The 17,496-nt window shown below is 50.7% G+C and carries 18 protein-coding genes; 8 read left to right on the top strand and 10 right to left on the bottom strand.

The features are described from left to right. Positions 1 to 28: 28 nt before the first annotated feature. On the top strand, positions 29 to 181 hold the full coding sequence (locus tag H6G89_RS28055) for a hypothetical protein (RefSeq protein ID WP_190512887.1): 153 nt from the start codon (positions 29 to 31) through the stop codon (positions 179 to 181). Here the strand turns inward: H6G89_RS28055 and H6G89_RS28060 are convergent. After that, a complete protein-coding gene (locus H6G89_RS28060) occupies positions 168 to 323 on the bottom strand; it encodes a hypothetical protein (protein WP_190512952.1) in 156 nt (51 codons plus the stop codon). The genes H6G89_RS28055 and H6G89_RS28060 overlap by 14 nt on opposite strands. A 149-nt stretch (positions 324 to 472) precedes the next feature. Here H6G89_RS28060 and H6G89_RS28065 point away from each other — a divergent pair, with 149 nt between their 5' ends. After that, positions 473 to 856: a hypothetical protein gene (locus tag H6G89_RS28065; protein WP_190512889.1), complete on the top strand. Its 384-nt coding sequence runs from the start codon at positions 473 to 475 to the stop codon at positions 854 to 856. Then, on the top strand, positions 853 to 1,800 hold the full coding sequence (locus tag H6G89_RS28070) for an SPFH domain-containing protein (RefSeq protein WP_190512892.1): 948 nt from the start codon (positions 853 to 855) through the stop codon (positions 1,798 to 1,800). Before H6G89_RS28065 ends, H6G89_RS28070 begins: the two co-directional genes overlap by 4 nt. A gap of 56 nt (positions 1,801 to 1,856) precedes the next feature. On the opposite strand, the gene H6G89_RS28075 is transcribed toward H6G89_RS28070, so the two are convergent. Beyond that, positions 1,857 to 2,624, bottom strand: coding sequence for a Uma2 family endonuclease (locus tag H6G89_RS28075; RefSeq protein ID WP_190512894.1), 768 nt, complete (start codon positions 2,622 to 2,624; stop codon positions 1,857 to 1,859). A 247-nt stretch (positions 2,625 to 2,871) separates the two neighbouring features. Between H6G89_RS28075 and sat the strand changes: the two genes are divergently transcribed. Then, the gene (gene sat / locus H6G89_RS28080) at positions 2,872 to 4,050 is read left to right on the top strand and encodes a sulfate adenylyltransferase (protein WP_190512896.1); all 1,179 of its coding nucleotides are present in this window, start codon (positions 2,872 to 2,874) and stop codon (positions 4,048 to 4,050) included. Between the two features lie 49 nt (positions 4,051 to 4,099). On the opposite strand, the gene H6G89_RS28085 is transcribed toward sat, so the two are convergent. Continuing rightward, positions 4,100 to 5,713, bottom strand: a complete 1,614-nt coding sequence (locus H6G89_RS28085) for an AAA family ATPase (RefSeq protein WP_242060152.1) — start codon at positions 5,711 to 5,713, stop codon at positions 4,100 to 4,102. Between the two features lie 467 nt (positions 5,714 to 6,180). Between H6G89_RS28085 and H6G89_RS28090 the strand changes: the two genes are divergently transcribed. The 3 genes from H6G89_RS28090 to H6G89_RS28100 all read left to right on the top strand — a co-directional run bounded on the left by H6G89_RS28090 (position 6,181) and on the right by H6G89_RS28100 (position 8,969). After that, complete coding sequence (locus H6G89_RS28090) at positions 6,181 to 7,164, top strand: sulfurtransferase (protein WP_190512898.1); 984 nt, start codon at positions 6,181 to 6,183, stop codon at positions 7,162 to 7,164. A 269-nt stretch (positions 7,165 to 7,433) separates the two neighbouring features. Next, entirely contained in the window at positions 7,434 to 7,646 is a 213-nt protein-coding gene (locus H6G89_RS28095; protein ID WP_190512900.1) for a hypothetical protein, read from the top strand. A 117-nt stretch (positions 7,647 to 7,763) separates the two neighbouring features. After that, complete coding sequence (locus H6G89_RS28100) at positions 7,764 to 8,969, top strand: YeeE/YedE family protein (RefSeq protein WP_190512902.1); 1,206 nt, start codon at positions 7,764 to 7,766, stop codon at positions 8,967 to 8,969. Between the two features lie 591 nt (positions 8,970 to 9,560). Here H6G89_RS28100 and H6G89_RS28105 read toward each other — a convergent pair. Together H6G89_RS28105 and H6G89_RS28110 are read right to left on the bottom strand one after the other, a co-directional pair. Beyond that, on the bottom strand, positions 9,561 to 10,490 hold the full coding sequence (locus H6G89_RS28105) for a hypothetical protein (protein WP_190512903.1): 930 nt from the start codon (positions 10,488 to 10,490) through the stop codon (positions 9,561 to 9,563). A 230-nt stretch (positions 10,491 to 10,720) separates the two neighbouring features. Continuing rightward, positions 10,721 to 12,049: a dihydrolipoamide acetyltransferase family protein gene (locus tag H6G89_RS28110; protein WP_190512905.1), complete on the bottom strand. Its 1,329-nt coding sequence runs from the start codon at positions 12,047 to 12,049 to the stop codon at positions 10,721 to 10,723. 353 nt (positions 12,050 to 12,402) lie between these two features. On the opposite strand from H6G89_RS28110, the gene H6G89_RS28115 reads away from it, so the two are divergent. Next, on the top strand, positions 12,403 to 13,182 hold the full coding sequence (locus tag H6G89_RS28115; protein WP_190512907.1) for an ABC transporter permease: 780 nt from the start codon (positions 12,403 to 12,405) through the stop codon (positions 13,180 to 13,182). 11 nt (positions 13,183 to 13,193) lie between these two features. On the opposite strand, the gene gatC is transcribed toward H6G89_RS28115, so the two are convergent. From gatC to H6G89_RS28140, 5 genes are all read right to left on the bottom strand, one after another. Beyond that, positions 13,194 to 13,484 carry an Asp-tRNA(Asn)/Glu-tRNA(Gln) amidotransferase subunit GatC gene (gene gatC / locus H6G89_RS28120; RefSeq protein ID WP_190512910.1) on the bottom strand — a complete coding sequence of 97 codons (291 nt, stop codon included), beginning with the start codon at positions 13,482 to 13,484 and terminating at the stop codon, positions 13,194 to 13,196. Between the two features lie 287 nt (positions 13,485 to 13,771). Further along, positions 13,772 to 14,236: a hypothetical protein gene (locus H6G89_RS28125; protein WP_190512912.1), complete on the bottom strand. Its 465-nt coding sequence runs from the start codon at positions 14,234 to 14,236 to the stop codon at positions 13,772 to 13,774. A 36-nt stretch (positions 14,237 to 14,272) separates the two neighbouring features. Then, a complete protein-coding gene (locus tag H6G89_RS28130) occupies positions 14,273 to 14,698 on the bottom strand; it encodes an MGMT family protein (RefSeq protein WP_190512914.1) in 426 nt (141 codons plus the stop codon). A 131-nt stretch (positions 14,699 to 14,829) separates the two neighbouring features. Beyond that, entirely contained in the window at positions 14,830 to 16,080 is a 1,251-nt protein-coding gene (locus H6G89_RS28135; RefSeq protein ID WP_190512916.1) for a PQQ-dependent sugar dehydrogenase, read from the bottom strand. 333 nt (positions 16,081 to 16,413) lie between these two features. After that, positions 16,414 to 17,403 carry a TonB family protein gene (locus H6G89_RS28140; protein WP_190512918.1) on the bottom strand — a complete coding sequence of 330 codons (990 nt, stop codon included), beginning with the start codon at positions 17,401 to 17,403 and terminating at the stop codon, positions 16,414 to 16,416. Positions 17,404 to 17,496: the final 93 nt, after the last annotated feature.

Raw genomic sequence — 17,496 nt, forward strand, 5'->3', positions numbered from 1 at the left:
GGGCGATCGGTAACAGTCAATTTGGTCAATGGTTGATGTCAATCGTCAATCGTTGATAGTCAATCGTCAATGGTTAATGGTTGATAGTCAATTGTCCATCAACGAGCAATTAACAGTGGCTACATCAACAACGACAGCCATCAACAACGACAGTCATCAACCTCGAATCACCAGCTTTTGACGATTAACGATTGACCTGACCCCTGACCCCTGATCATTGACCCCTGACCCCTGACCCCTGACCATTGACCATTGACCATTGACCATTGACCATTGACGATTAACAGTTGACCCCTGACCCCTGACCATTGACGATTGACCATTGACGATTAACCATTGACCATTGACGATTAACAGTTGACCCCTGACCCCTGACCCCTGACCCCTGACCCCTGACCATGCAAGTAACATTTCCGATAATCAGGGAATACTCAGTGAATCATTAGATAGGTGTTATTCACAGGAGACTCCCTTGAAAGCCAACCGGATCCATCAATGGATCGCCATTGGTTTTGCCGAAGTGGTGTTGTCATTATGTCTGATCGCTTTTGCGCCCCGGTTTCTCAATTCAAACCGACCAGCGATCGGCTTTTTGATGTGGTTAGCAGTACCAGTGATGCTAGGCAGTTCAGGGCTGTATGTGGGCGTTAAATGGGTTAACGCACAACAAGCCCGTCATCGCTTTGTCACTCGATTTCCGCAACATTCTTCTCTTGCCGTCACTGATTTTCTAGATTTTTCTGTTGCTCAAGTGGTTGAAACTATTGAGCAATTTGAGGTTGTCCAGAATGATCCAGAATTTCAACGGCTTGGTATTTCCCCTCTCGATTTATTACGTGGAGCAAATTCAAAATGAAAGCTAAATCAGCCATTCCTTATCTCATCGCTACAGTAATGGGGTTGGGTCTAAGTTCCTGCGGTGTCATTCCCGGAACCAGTGCTGTGACGGTTGAACCTGGTTACACAGGACTCAAGATTCAACTGTATGGAGGCAACAAAGGCATCGAAAATGCTGAAGTTGTAACGGGACGAGTCTGGTACAACGGCTACACCGAACAGGTCGTCATCTTTCCTACATTCATCAATACCTATCCTTTTACTCAAACCAGCACAGAGGGTTCACCTGTGGATGAGTCTGTTGTGTTTTCGGTTGGAGGCAGCCCAGTTTCCGCAGATGTTGGGGTTTCTTTTGGGTTCACCACGGAGGCATTACCCAACAGTAATACGACGAAGTTGCATGAGTTTTATCGCGTCTATCGCAAAAGTCCTGATCAGTTTCGGGCAAACGAACTCCGTAATGGACTGCGAAATTGTTTTGGGGAAGCTGCCGAAGATCTGGAGCTAACCCCCTCTATGTTGCCGACCAATCAACAACGACTTGTCGCTGAAGTGACCGAATGTGTTCAGGGTAAATTTCCTACCATTGTGGTTCAGGATGTCTCGCTGTTGAGTCCGTTGCGTTTGCCACCGGAGATTCAAGCCAGCATTGATGAACAGTTTGCAGCCCAACAAGCCGCTCAAACGGCTGAAGCAAATCGTCGCAAGGTTGAAGCTGAAGCCGCTGCCAACGTCGCACGGGCAAGGGGTGAAGCGCAGGTGACGATCGAACAGGCACGGGCTGAAGCAGAGGCAAACCGCTTGCGGGCAGTCTCTATCACACCACAACTGATTGAACTGGAGCGACTGCGGGTTGAGCGTGCTCGGATTGAAAGATGGGATGGGCAGCAAGCACCAACCATTCAAACCCCGAACGTGCAATTAGGAGGGAGTGTTAATCAGACTCCAGCACCCGCTCAATAAGGGATAGGGACTCGTGAGGCGATCGCCTAACTTGCTGCGATCGCCCAATTTCCAAGTTACACAGCAGAGGGATCAATCCCCAGTTCTCTCAACTTTTCAGCCAAGCGATCGGCACGTTGTTTTTCCTGCTCAGCACGTTGTTTTTCCTGCTCAGCTTGTTGCTGTGCCGCTTCCTCAGGCAACAAAACTAAATCCCCTTCAGGGGTGTAGAACCTGAGCCATGAGCAGCTTCCCGTCATCGGTTCACGATCGATCACCCCTTCCCAGGTGCCTAACCAAAGCCCTAAGGTTTCGCACCAGAGCCACCCCTGTTCGTTTGGAGTCAGCGGTTGATAGCCGTGAGTCAAATCAAGTCGCCAACCTGCAAAGGAGTCAGGCTCAAACGGATCGAAAACAAAATAATCGGGTGTCCGAAATGTTTGCTCATAGAGGTTTTTCTTCGCTCCGCGATCGACCGCGGCAGTGCTAGGAGAAAGCAGTTCAATAATCACATCAGGGTAGCGACCCGATTCCTCCCAAACCACCCATCCCTGCCGTTCCCGATCGGGTTCAACCCCCAATACGGCAAAAAAATCAGGACCTCTAAAGTCACGGTTCATGGCTTGCTGGCGACTGTAATAGACAAACATATTGCCGCCCACAAAGCTATCTGGTCGAGGCACTAGCGTTTGTTGTGCTGACCGAATCAGTACATTCATGGCAATGCGATGACGATTACTTTCCAAGGGTTCTCCATCGTCAAAGATTAAGTCACTCGGAGGGATTGGATTTTCCCAATTCGGTTGAGTGTCTGGTTGTAGATTTAAGGCAGTCTCTGAAACCATGACTTATGCCCCGTCAAATATTTTCTCATTATATTGAGAAAGCATTTAGCCTACCGCTTTGCTTGAGCGATATAAATAGTGATACTGATTTAATGTTTGATTGTGGCAGATCACTGGGTAGGGGTGTTTCGCGAAACGCTCCTACGGAATCATGTGCAGCGAAGCCAATTCAAATTGGTATGATTTGAATTTCTTAAGCTGTAGAATGCTAACTGAGATTAGCAGTCGCAGTTAGAGAGGGATTATTTTGATTCACCCAGTGGATGCCATTGCCCCGCATGGAGGGCAGTTAATTAACCGAATTGCCACTCCTGAGCAGCGGCAGGTCTTTTTAGAGAAGGCAGACACTCTGCCCCAATTGCAAATCGACGATCGCACCTTGTCTGATTTAGCGATGATTGCGATCGGTGGTTTCAGCCCACTCACCGGGTTTATGGAGCAAGCGGACTACGATCGCGTCGTCAACGAGATGCATTTGAGCAATGGGCTCCCGTGGTCAATTCCCATCACCTTATCTGTCACTGAAGAGGAAGCAGAGCCTCTCAAAGAAGGAAATCTGGTACGACTGAACGATGCAGTTGGGCGATTTGTGGGTGTGCTGGAGCTGACCCAAAAATATCGCTACGACAAGATGCATGAGGCATTGCACGTTTACCGCACTAACGAGGAAAAGCATCCCGGTGTGGCGGTTGTTTACAAACAGGGTCCAGTCAATCTGGCAGGTCCGGTGTGGTTGCTGCAACGGGATACAGACCCCCGTTTTCCCACCTATCAGATTGATCCGGTTGAGTCGCGTGCCCTCTTCCGCGAAAAGGCGTGGAAAACCATCGTCGGCTTCCAGACGCGCAACCCAATTCACCGTGCCCATGAATACATCATCAAGTGTGCTCTGGAAATTGTGGATGGATTGTTTCTGCACCCATTGGTGGGCGCAACCAAGGAAGATGACATCCCTGCTGATGTGCGGATGCGCTGCTATGAAATCATGCTAGAGCACTACTTCCCGCGCGATCGCGTCATTTTGGCAATCAACCCCGCTGCAATGCGCTATGCCGGACCTCGCGAGGCAATCTTCCATGCACTCGTGCGAAAGAATTACGGTTGCACCCACTTTATTGTGGGTCGTGATCATGCTGGGGTGGGCGATTACTACGGCACCTATGATGCTCAATACATCTTTGATGAGTTTGATCCAAAGGCATTGGGCATCACTCCATTGAAGTTTGAGCACGCTTTCTATTGCACGCGCACTCAGTCAATGGCGACGACTAAAACCAGTCCCAGTATGCCTGAGGAGCGGATTCACCTGTCCGGTACAAAGGTACGTGAACTATTGCGGAAAGGCGAACTGCCACCCCCAGAGTTTTCGCGTCCTGAAGTGGCAGCGGAATTGGCACGAGTGATGAAGGTCCCGGTTCAAGCTTAGAGGATTGCCAGTTCAGTGCTGAGGACTCAGTACTGAACTAGCGGCGTGTTTAATCAACCTCCAGGGGTTGAATACCTTCTTGCTTCGTATATTGCTTTAACTCTTCAATGAGTTGCACGTCTTGTGAGGCAGTCCGTGCTCCGGCGGAGGCTGCCCAATACTTCAGTGAATCGATTTGCTCACGGGCGATCGCTGCCAGGGGAACGGTTTCCTCGATCGCCCGAATGATGTCTTCCGTGGTGAAGTCTTGTCGCTGCCCATTGGTGCCGCGACCAAAGGCGCGATACATTCCATCGATAATCACCTGCTCAATTTCGGCTCCACTGAACTGATTGGTCTGCCGAGCTAACAGCGGCAGGTCAAATTCTCGAATGCGACTGGGGCGAAGTTTTTGCAGATGAACTTTGAAGATGTCCTCGCGTTCTGCTTCGGTGGGCAGGTTGAGGAAGAAGATTTCGTCAAAACGCCCCTTTCGTAAGAGTTCCGCAGGCAAAATCTGTACGTTATTAGCCGTTGCGACGATAAAAACGGGACAGGTTTTCTCCTGCATCCAGGTAATCAGGCTACCAAATACGCGACGACTGGTTCCCGAATCACCATCAGAGCCACTGTTGATGTTGCCAAAGGCTTTGTCGATTTCGTCAATCCACAACACACAGGGGGCGATCGCCTCTGTGAGTTGAATCATCTGGCGCACTCGGCTCTCACTCTCACCGACAATGCCGCCAAACAACCGTCCGGTGTCGAGCCGCAACAGGGGCAACCGCCATTCGTGGGCGATTGTCTTAGCAGAGAGCGACTTCCCGGTTCCCTGAATTCCCACCAGCAGCACCCCTTTGGGATTGGGGATACCGTAGCGGCGGGCTTCCTCCGTAAACGCATCCTGACGCATCCGCACCCATTGCTTCAGGTTCTCCAATCCCCCCACATTTCTGAGGGATTCTTGCGCAGTGAAGAATTCCAGAATACCCGTCTGCCGGATTGCCTGTTTCTTCTCCTCCAACACGCTTCTAATATCGGTTTCGTTTACCTGCTGTTTGGCTGCCAGTGCCTTTGCCAGCACCCGTTGAATGCGCGATCGGCTCAATCCCTGACAGGCTTTGACCAACTGTTCTTTGGCTAACCCGGTGACCTTCAGTTTTTCGGGCACCACCAGTTGGGAGATCAGGTAATCCACTTCTGCTACCGTCGGCAGCGGAAAGTCAATCACAGTCACTTCTTCGGTCAATTCAGGTGGAATTTCCAGGGTATGACTCAGCAGCACCATCGTTTTGCGACTGCGTTTTAGCTCACGGGTCAGGTTTTTAATCTCCCGCACGATGGGCGAGCTTTTGTCACTGTTGGGCGATCGCAAAACAACGTGCAAATCTCGCAGGACAAACAAAGCTGCCTCATCTACCGGAGCTTTGCTGATTCGACTCAGTGCCCCCATCACACTGCCGCGATCGCCCCCGTTATCATCCCAACCCCGCACCAGATCCCACAACAGCAGTTTGCGTTGGGGCTGTGCTTTGGCGGTCACTTGTCGCAGCACCTCTTCGACGGGTTCCTCTTCTGCCGCAACAATATATAGCAGGGGATAGCGTGCCCGCATCATCAGGTCAAGTTGCTCAACCAGTTCGGGGTGAGGGCTAAAAGTAGCGAAGTCGGGCGATCGCGTCATGGGAAAGATACGGGGAGATGGAGAATACTCCAGAGTTAGGTTCTGCTAACCCTATCGTAGAAGATCGCCATTGGAATTGTTGGGGCTGTGGTGCAAGCCAATTGTTAACGAAATACTTATCTCAAAAAAATTTATCTTGCGATCGCTCCCACAATATGGGATAGTTTTCCTTACAAACTACGGTAATCTGGTAGGCTTAATGTGGTTTATGACATCCATTGATAGCCTCCACGTATGTAACAGCCATTTTGGTTAGGCGAGTGTAGGAGCTTTGATAGAGGCTCGACAACTCGTTTGGATTCGCGGCTCGTGTGAGTTGGTCAAATGCTAATCGGCACAACCCCTCATGGGGCGTGGTTCTCATGCCCATCATCGTTCAATGTTTGCAATCGTGTGACATAGCGGTGTCCCATCAAAAGTCGTGAATGCCGTTTGAGCTTCTCAGTTTCTTCTAGTGGAGTTTTAGTATGATTTTTGGATTGCGGCGAGGTCGCTTTAAAACACAGTTCTGGACGTTAAAACCCTTGAGATCAAAGCTAGTTGCTTTTGTCATTTCGTTGTTTGCTGCGGCGATCGCCATTCCACTCTTGTCGGCTCTGCCATCTTCTGCAACTGCAACAGGAACAGTGCAATTTGTACCACCTAGCTGGGTCGCAGAACACGCCAATGACTCAGATCTGCGTATTTTAGATGTCAGAGTTAACCCATTTGATTACTTTACTGGGCATATTCCGAACGCGGTACATATCGCAGATAACACATTTCGTGGACCCAATGGCGCACTTCCAGTGCAGTATTGGCGTTCTGAAAATTTGCGATCGCTCTTCTCTCAAGCAGGCGTAAACGACGATAGCAAAGTATTGGTTTACTCGGATGGTCGTGATGTGTTGGGCGCAACGATGGTGGCTTATCTGCTCGAACGCACCGGACACTCCAACATTGCTGTTTTAGATGGTGGCTTTGCTGGGTATAAAGCGGCTGGACTAACTGTTACCAAAGAGTTTCCGTCTTATTCGTTAGGTCGCTTTACAGTGCGAGATCAGCCCAACCTACGAGTGAATTTAGCCCAAGTCAGACGGTTAATTGGTCAGCCTGGAGTAACATTTATCGATCCACGCCCACCTGAATTGTTCTCTGGTCAACAGCAAGTTTGGGCACGTAATGGACATATTCCCGGTGCTAAAAATATTCCCTGGCCGACATTCACAGTCGGTGAAACGAACTTCCATCAATTGAAATCCCTTGATGAAATTCGTCAACTCCTGGCATCTCGAAATATCACTCCTGAAAGCGACATCATCGTGACATGCAGCACTGGACGGGAGGCAACATTGCAATATCACGTTTTGAAGCATCTGTTGGGATATCCCAAAGTGCGGGTGTATGAGGGTTCCTGGACTGAGTATTCCTCTAATCCCAATAACCCCGTTGAAACAGGTCCTGGAGCCTAATACTGCACCACAGTGAATTGGATAGATGAGGTGTAGAGGGGGAAGGGAGTCGAGGGATAGCTGGGGGATAATTCAAATGCATCAATGCTGTAGGGGTGTGTCGCGAAACGCCCCTACGGAACTTATACATTAGACCAGCAACACCAATTGATTTGTCAATGCAGTTCTCGCCCCCCTTTACAAATCAGCTCTTACTTCTTCACTTTTTACTCTCCTGACATTCAAAGTCTCGTACTATATTGACAAAGCCGTTTTCTAAAAGAATTACGATGAGAGTTATCTTGTTATTGTTTGGTGGAGCGATCGCAACAACGTCTGTTGTTGGTTTAGCAGTGCTTTCTTTTATTGCTCAAGCAAGTTCAGACACACTAGAATTTATCGCCAGTTGTGCGCCCAGTGCGCCGGACAGTGGGCGTTCTAGCTCTCAAGAGCCTTCTCCAACACCATCTCCATCGCCATCACCATCGCCACGTCGCTCATAGTCGCTTGTGTCGTCTGCGATCGCTCAATTAGTTTTAATCAATCATGTTTTTGTAGGGTGCAGAAGATTCGCACTCTACAAAAAAGTTGTCTCTGCACCGAATCACGAATGAAGAGTTATGAGTCACACCTCTGATCTGCCGCTGGCAAAATATCAGCAAGCTTCTCCGCGTCCACAAACGGTGATTATCGCTGTTCTCCTGGGGCTAATTGTTTTTGGGGCAATCATTGTCAGTCCTTTTGGGGGTTGGAAGCAAAGTGTTTTGTTTCTGATTGGTGGGTTGTTTGGGTTGAGCTTGTATCATGCCAGTTTTGGCTTTGCGTCTTCCTATCGCAAATTGTTTGTCTATCGCGATAGTCAAGGTGTATTGGCACAAATTCTGATGTTGGCGATCGCCACCCTCATCTTTGCTCCCTTTTTGCTGGCAGGTAGTGCATTTGGTCAAGATCTGCGGGGAGCCGTTGCTCCTGTGGGGGTGCAGGGAATTATTGGCGCATTCCTATTTGGCATTGGGATGCAACTCGGTAGCGGTTGCGCCTGCGGGACACTTTACACCATTGGTGGCGGCAGCAGCATGATGCTGTTAACACTGCTGACTTTTGGGCTTGGATCGTTTTGGGCAAGCCTGACAGGGTCGCTCTGGGCAGGGCTACCTAAAACTGAACCCATTTCACTGGTGCAATCGTGGGGATGGTTGGGAGTTGCAGGACAATTGCTGGTGCTGGCGGCGATCGCTGCTCTGTTGTGGCAGTGGGGTCGCAAATCATTGCCTCCCACTGAAAGCAAATCCTCCACTCAACCGTTTAGCCTGAGAAACCTTCTGTATGGTCCCTGGTCATTAGTGTTTGGCGCGATCGCCCTTGCCATCTTAAACTGGTTAACCCTGCTCTTGGCGGGTCGCCCCTGGGGTGTAACCTGGGGCTTTACGCTGTGGACTGCTAAAATTGCGCAAACTTTGGGCTGGAATCCTGCAACGAGTGAGTTTTGGAGTCAAGGCATGGGAGCCGAAGCGTTAAGCCAAAGCGTCTTTGCCGACATTACTTCAGTGATGAACTTTGGCATCGTGTTGGGAGCCGCACTAGCTGCTGCTCTGGCAGGACGGTTGACCGTTAAACGCCCTCCCTCAAAGTGGGCGATCGCAGCGGCTTTAGTAGGGGGGCTGATGATGGGCTACGGTGCAAGATTGGCGTTTGGATGCAACGTGGGAGCCTATTTCAGTGGCATTGCTTCCACCAGTCTGCACGGTTGGTTGTGGATTACGTTTGCCCTCTTGGGAACGGGCATCGGCATTCGGTTGCGATCGCTCTTCCAACTCTCAAATTAAGGCGATTTAGGAGCAAAAGCCTCACTGCGGATTACATAGCGATTTCAAATCGTCTCTTTCAAATCGTCTCTTAATGAGACATAAACTTTGACGATTGAAACCATCACGATATGAACAACATCGACCTGCATCGGTTGGGCAAACTCTCGTTGCCGAGTAGTCCACGCAGGACATTCGGCAAATTAGTTAGCCAGGTTCTTTATCCGAATTGACGTATTGTTAGGAGGCGGACAGGCTGTCACTGGTCATTCGTGACGTGATACCAAATTGAATTGCGATCGTTGCAAATGTTTGTAGGGGTAGGTTTAGCAGGTAAGCTTATCGCTTTACCATTAACGTCACGGCAAAACCTACCCCTACGCCTCCTAAGTTTGCCCCAAGAGCCGTTTAATTGGTATGACAATAACAGCACCCCCTTCTAGACCTACGGTGTACAAACAAATCTTCTGATCTAACCTGTGCTAAGTTTGATCCTCCCTAACCCTCCTTAAAAAGGAGGAGATCGGAGCGGAAGTCCCCTTTTTAAGGGGATTGAGGGAGATCGAGTCGCACTTTGGACTCTCATTCGAGATTTGTGTACACGGTAGCCCTCTAGACTGGGCAAACCAATCGCCCATTGCCGTTGGTGACAATCCTGCCGCGACTGTTGTTAAACAATACTGGGATTTGCTCCTCAGTTACGGTTCCATCTGCTTGTCTCACCGTCCGCAAACTCACCATATTGGGATACTCGCCGACCATGCATCCCCGCACCTGCTCTGCCCAGACGTTAATTGCCACAGTACGAGCCTCCCGATAGCGGGCTAACTCTTCCAGAGAGCCGACATTAGCACGGGGCAGTGGATTAGGAAATTCCTGATCGGTGATGGGGGTGTTGGTGGTAATCGACGGGTTGTTGACAATGCGAGTGCGGATGGGAAACCGAAACGATGTTGGTAACACCCCCGGCACGGGTAGTTCCTGTCCTTCAATGCTGACCCGAACAGGAGTCGTCACCCGAACTGTGGGCTGTGCTTGAGCCGTAGATACGGAAGGTCGCTGGCTGAGTGGCATTTCTACAGGAATGTCGATCGCCCCATTAGAAACTGGTCTACGAGCAGGAGTAGCCTGAGCCATTAGAGCTTCAGACAGAACCTCAAACTCCTCGATGGCTACCTGATCGACATCAGCAGCGACCCTCTCATCGGCATCTCCCTCCGCAATCATGGGTCTTCCCGCATCGATTGGGTCTTCTGCAATGGGAAGTGGCTCCTCAGCAGGTGTCTCTGTCGTCCGCATTTCATCTGCGGTTGAGGTCATCGTTGCCGATGGAGGCAGAGATTCAGCGATAAATGTCTCTGGCAAAGCGATCGCTTGAGCAGGATCAGATGCGCTTTCCTCGGTGGCTAGCACGTCAGTTGCCTTCAATGTTGGCTCAGATTCTGGGGAGGGTGATGCATCGGAAGCCGCGATCGCCTGTCGATTCCAGTCTTGAGCAGCAAAAGCCGCTAACGCACAAACCGCGAGGGTGGGAATACGCATAACGTTTAACCTGTAGAAGTGTCAGATTTGCTACATAGTAGTTACAACGTCTTGACCTGCAATCAGGATGAAACGAATTGTTTACCCGGAGAATTTATGCAGTTGAGCCGAGGCGAGGGAGAGAAGGCAGTACCCCTACGCAGAGGTTCCACCCCCTACACCCCGTCTTAACCTTGCTACCCATGTCTTAGCCATGCCAAACCCAAATGAGAGCCTGTCTCATTGCCAATCTACATCGTCAGCGACTGCGGATTGGTTTCGATCAATTTTGCCAGATCTTTGAGGAAGGCAGCCGCATGAGCACCATAGATGATGCGATGGTCGCAGGTGATATTCACCTGCATTTGGGTGCGGACACCAAACATACCATCAGAGGTCGCCACGACTTGAGGACGCGAGGCACCGATCGCCAGGATAGAGCCTTGCCCAGGAGGCAAAATCGCATCAAAGCGATCAACCCCAAACATTCCCAAATTCGACAGTGTGAAGGTTCCGGTGCTGTATTCAGCAGGCTGTAACTGTTTCGCACGGGCGCGATCGACTAAATCCTTCCAGGTACGCGAGAGGGAATAGATATCAGCCTGGTCAGCGTTTTGGAGCACAGGGGTGATTAATCCGCCATCATCCATCGCGACTGCAACGGCAATGTTAATACCACTGCGATATTGCACGCCTTGATCGGTATAGCTCGCATTCAACAATGGGTGTTTTTGCAGCGTGACAGCAACCGCTTTTGCCAGCAGCGTTGTCATTGTGACACCCTTGGATTTGATTTGCTTGTATAGCTTATCCAAATTGTCAGTGGTGATAGTGTAGCCTACCCGGAAGACAGGCACTTGCAGGCTCGCCATCATGTTGCGAATGACAGCATTTTGCAGCGTGTTGAATGCTGCCACTTCACCGGGAGCCGCTGTAGGCACCGCGACAGGAGCCGCAGGAGCCGCTTTGGGAGCCGGAGTCGCCACAGGTGCAGGAGTGGGCACTGCGACGGGAGCCGCGACGGGAGCAGGTTGACTGACTTTGCCTGCCGCCGCTTCAACGTCTTCTGCCACAATCCGACCATGGGGTCCACTCCCCGTTAACGCTGCTAAGTCAACCTTGAGGTCTTTTGCCAATTTGCGGGCACGAGGAGAAGCCACAATTCGACCATTTTTGGGTGAAGCCCCATTAGACGCACCATTGCTGGGTGTGCTAGTGGTCTGCACAGCGACTACAGTCTCCGTTGCTTTTTCTTGAGGGGTTGCCGCTGGAGCCGCAGGAGAACCTGCTGTCGTCTGTTGCGAACCCGTCCCACGCTGCTTGGCGGTTTCAATTTCTGCTTCAGTTTCAGCAATCAGGGCGATCGCCTCACCCACCGGGGCACTTTCCCCCGCTTGCACCAGGATGGTTGCCAGGTAGCCTTCATAAAAGGATTCCACATCCATATCGGCTTTGTCAGACTCGACCACCACGACGGTTTCGCCTTTTTCAATCTTGTCACCCGGTGATTTGACCCAAGAGACAATTTTGCCTTCGGTCATCGTAGAGCTAAGAGCAGGCATGAAAACTTCTTGAATCATGGAAATGTATCCGAGTGACTAAATATGGCACAGCAAATTTGCATTGTAACCTGATATGAAGCCTGTTTTAAGGGGGAAATATACATTCCTCACAAGACTCTAAAGTAACGTCAATTCGGGTTGAACACCTGGCGAATCAATTCGCGGCTATGGGAGCGAAGTCCGCCGACGCGGACTACAGGAAATCAAGGGTTGCCGAACCGACGCAGGTCGGTTTTGCTCTTGTAGCGGCGGTTTTAACCGCTAAGATCCTTATCTCAAACTCAGGTTAAAGTAAAATGGCTGATCGGGGGGAATGAGCGTGAATTAGGTTTTGTGAGCATCATCAATCGGTTTAGCCATCCAGTAACACTATGAATGTCGGCAGAGTGAGTGTGATTGCGAGTAACGTCTTTCGTGAGGTGATTCGCGATCGCGTCCTTTATTTAATTGGCTTTTTTGCAGTCTTGTTTATTGCTGCCAGCACTCTGATTCCCTATGTGTCTGCCAGTGCCGAAGAGCAAATTTTGGCAGATTTAGGGCTAGCGGCGATCGGCATTTTGAGCCTGGTGATTGCCGTTTTTGTGGGCACTGGGCTAGTCAACAAAGAGATTGAAAAACGCACGGTTTTCGTTCTCATTGCCAAACCCATCAGCTATGGGGAATTCATCGTTGGTAAACATCTGGGGTTGTCAGCCGTGCTGGCGGTGCTGGTGCTGACAATGACGGCAATCTATCTGGTCGTCTTGAGTGTCTACGGCATTCCCTATCCAATTGGTAGCGTTCTCATCGCCGCTTTCTACCAATTTCTAGAGCTATCGCTGATCACAGCCGTAGCGATTTTGTTTGGGGTTTTCACCAGTTCCCTACTCGCCACCCTGTTTACGTTTGCCGTGTACTTGATGGGGCATCTCAGCCGCGATTTACTCACGCTGGGTAATTTGGCAAAGAGCGAATCCATTCAGCAGGTAACGCAGGCGTTGTACCTGGTGTTACCCGACCTGGAACGGTTGAACTTGAAGAATCAGGCGGTTTATGGAATTGAACTCTTGCCTCAACCCCTGGAACTGGCAGCCAATGCAACTTACGGCGTGTTTTACACGGCATTACTGCTGGCGATCGCAGTTCTGATCTTTTCGCGTCGCCAGTTTTAACCCATATCAGCCTAATCTGCGTTCATAATGCGAGGCACTTTGAAGAACTCACCTTCGCGATCGGGCGCACCCTCTAAGATGCTCTCGCGATCGGTAAAGGGAGCCAAATGATCAACGCGGGTCACATTCACCACATCGATCGCTCGTGTTGTCGGCGGAACGGTCGTGGTGTCGAGTTCGCTGAGCTGTTCAAAATAATCCAAAATACTGCTGAGCTGAGTGGAAAACTGCTCCTCTTCGGCAGGAGTGAGGTCTAATCGAGCGAGATTAGCCACTTTACGAACTTGGTCGCGATCGAGCATATCAATTTAGGGTTGAGGTCACTAGTCAAACTGTCTTTTGTTCATTGTCAACGGTCAATGGCGTAACGTGCAACTATTCCCGGCGTTGCTGAATGCAGATATAGCAACTGTCGAGACAGTTAATATGATTCTCAAAAACTGACTGCTGTACGGGCGTTTCGCGAAACGCCCCTAAGACCATACTATATGGCTCAGCACACCTATTCCCGTCCTGGTTTCTGTCACATCTGACTCGATGCATTGGAGGGATGGAAGCATCCCACTCAAAACCAGAGATCCAAACGTTCCTATGGGGCTGTCTCCGTCACAACTGATAGGGAATATTGACCATCACTGGCCGCATCAGGCGCAGCAATAATGACTCGATACATCCCCGGTTGTGAGAGGCTAAACCCGGCAGAAGCACCTGTTGCAGTGGGACGGGTTTCAAGATTTTGAATCGCAGAATCGCCCGCTTCTTGAATCAATTCCCCATTAGCAGCAATGATGGCGAGGATACTATACCCAGAGTCCAGCAAAATCAGGTTAGCTGGAAATTCTTCGCTCGACCAGTTAATGCGAATTGGGATGCCTGCACTACCTTCAAAGGTGTACTCGTCGTAGAGAATACCGCTTGAGGATAAGGATGCATCACCTGTTTCAAGCACACCTGTTTCCTGCAATAAAATTTCAGAGCTAGATTGGGCTTTGACTTCTGCTGTCACAACAGTCAGGGATGCAGCGAAAGAGATCAAAAGGGGCAAAATTCTCACAGGCGTATCCTATTTCAAGATGGATTTGGCAGCGGTTCAGTGTGAGTTTACGCCATCACCCATCTCATACTCAACCCTGTCTCCCATCCCTTCTGTTAGATAATGCGTGTGAGGTTGCACGGGGGTGTTGAGGTCAGACACCTCAATGAAGACCTCCGCAAATGCAGTAACGATGCCCCTCTGTACGGTAATTCCCTCATCTTGAAGAAGGGATTCCTGAGGGCGACCCAAGCTATCCAGTTTCACTTTTCCCAATTTTCCGTCTTGACCCACAACACGATGCCAGGGCAATGTTAGCTGTTCCTCCTCGGTTAAGGTACTGAGAATGTAAGCAACGTGCCGGGGAACAACACTCATGTAGGAGCCGATGGATGCAAATGTGGTCACTCGACCAACCGGAATTGCAGGAACAATCAGACAGATGTCTCGCTTGATGCCGATAAAAGCTTTTGATTTTGGCATATAGCAACGCTATGGGTTGAGTCACAGACGATCTGGAGCAGTTTACAGACGCAGGGCAGGGAGGCGATCGCCCCCTGCCTGACTCCAGCTTAAGATGACCGTGGTTGACGACGATGGTTAGCGTTTTGCCGCTAAGGTCGGGGGTCAATCCGGAGGAGTTGCCCATCATTCTCATCGGTCAACACATAGAGCAGACCATCTGGTCCCTGACGGATATCGCGGACTCGCTGATTAATGGCGATCGTGTCCACTTCCGTTGCGTTGCCATTGGCATTCACTTGAATGCGGTGGACATTTCCAGTTCGTAACCCGCCAGCAAACACATTACCGCGCCAATCGGGAAAAACATCTCCCGTGTAGACCGTCAAACCCGATGGCGCAACAGTCATCGGCCAGACGATTTTTGGATCAACCATACCCGGTTGCGATTGAGTTGGGGCAACCGGCTGCCCTGTGGAATACTCTCGGCTGTGGCTTACCAGAGGCCAACCATAATTCTTTCCTGCTTCCACCAGATTCAACTCATCCCCGCCTCGTGCCCCATGTTCAGACACCCAAACCCGATTTTGTAGCGGGTCATACGTCATCCCCTGAATATTGCGATGACCGTAGCTCCAGACGGCTGGAGCAGCATCGGCTGTGCTGACAAAGGGGTTGTCATTGGGAATCGTGCCGTCATCGTTAATCCGCACTACTTTTCCTAAATACGAACTGAGGTTTTGTGCCTGCTTCCGAATCAGGTCACCATCCAGCTCCACAGGTGGATTTCCCCCATCTCCAATCGAGACTAAAAGTGTGCCATCAGGCAGCCACACCAGGCGAGAACCAAAGTGTTGAGTGCCATACTTCTGCCGATTCACTCTAAAAATAACTTCCAGATTTTGCAGCGATGTGCCGTCAAACTCTGCCCGTGCCACCTCAGTCCGATTGCTCTGGCTATCTCCAGAAGCATAGGTCAGGTAAACCAGCCGATTTTGCTCAAACTGGGGATGCAGCGCGATATCTAACAATCCTGCCTGTCCATCGACTAATACCGATGGCACACCACTAATGGGAGTAGGGTCGAGGGTGCCATCCCGCACAATTCGCAGTCGTCCAGGACGTTCAGTAATAAGCAGATCGCCATCCGGTAGCCAGGCAATGCCCCAGGGATGCTCTAACCCTTCGACAACAGGAGTCAGGGTATAGCCTGAGGGTTGTTGGGGAGTCGTCTGATTTGCCTGGGCTGTTGCAGAGTCTGGCTGAATTGCCGCAGGGCTGGGAGAAGCAACCTCTGTTTCTGTTGATTCTGTTGATTCTGTCCCGGTGGATGCCGCACAGCTAGCAATAACCAGTCCACTAAGCAACATCAGGAGTAGGGTTTGCCGTCCGTGTCGAGTCATAAATCGCCTCTCGTGAGTAGAAGAGCCTGCCTTCTATTGTGCTGATTTTGTCAGCCTAGTGTGTGTTCAGGTCTATCTCCATTCACAAACTGTTCATTTGCTATGACGAGAAGCGATCGCCCATAAACATTCACCCCATGGGGTCGTAACGCCACCTTAAAGCGGTTAACGAGCCTGGGCTCGGGATAAGGATCTTGGCGGTTAAAACCGCCGCTACAACGGCAAAACCGACCTACATCGGTTCAGCAAACCTTGATTTTCCGTAGTCCGCGCAGACGGACTTGGCTCCTATAGCCGCGAATTGATTCGCCAGGTGTTTAACCCGAATTGACGTTAACGACGGGGCGATCGCACGTTTTGGGTAAAGCGGAAGTTAATGATCACCGATGCATCAGGAATCGTGGCAGGAAAGGGAGCAAAAGGAGCCGTATTTTCTACCGCTGCGATCGCTGCTTGATCAGCGAGGTCTGACCCCGACGATTGGGTGACTCGAATTTCACTCACTAATCGACCCTGGCGATCGATCTCAAATCGCACTAGAGTTTCTCGTGTCACATCTGGATTTGTGCTGCGCCAATGTTGATAAATCGTCTCATTCAACGCTGCAATGTAGTCGCCCCAAATCTCATCTCGCTGGGTGTTAATTCCAGGACGATTGACGGCTGTGCGATCGGGATTAAACAAACCATCTAGACCAAAACCGGGGGATGGCACTCCTGGCTCGGCTGATGCATCCGGCGATAGAGTTGGCAGCGGTGGCACTGGAGAAGCGGCTGACAGGGACGGTTCTGGGCTGGGAGCTTCGGGCTTGGCTGGGAGTGGGGAAGGATTGACCGGGGGAGCAACGACTCCTGATGCTGCTCGTTGAGATGGAATCGGAGATGCTGATGGCGTTGGCTCGGTTTTCTCAACTGAGTCTGAGTCCAATTCCTTCTCGCTATCATTCGTCTGGCTGTAGGTCGGTACATATGCCCCCGTCGCCGAACTGGGGGTGAGGGGTTTAGAGGACTCGGCTTCTGGAGGTTTGAATTCTTCAGGTTTTCCGGCAGCGATCGCCAAACCAGACTGATGCTCTCCTCCGGCTTGAGTGTCGATGTTGGAGAGTTGCCCTATCTCGTTTGGCTCGCCAGATTCACCCTCTAGATAAACGAATTCAATCGATTGCGGCGGATCGGTGGCGACCTGGTCTGCTTCGACCCGCCACACCTGGATCCCCACCGCCATCAACCCCAGATGAAACGCAACGGCAGTTGCCAGATAAAGGACGAAGCGATCGCTCCGTTGAGCAGCAAACTTAAGACGATATCGACGGGCTAGGTGCATATCAGGGGAGGGCAAGGGGATAGGAGTAGTCGGTGATTATGAGTTGTGTCGAGTAACCTAACCCCAAACCACCAGAATCGTTTCTTTCTTCTT

The organism is Oscillatoria sp. FACHB-1407, from assembly GCF_014697545.1.
Lineage (GTDB): Bacteria > Cyanobacteriota > Cyanobacteriia > Elainellales > Elainellaceae > FACHB-1407.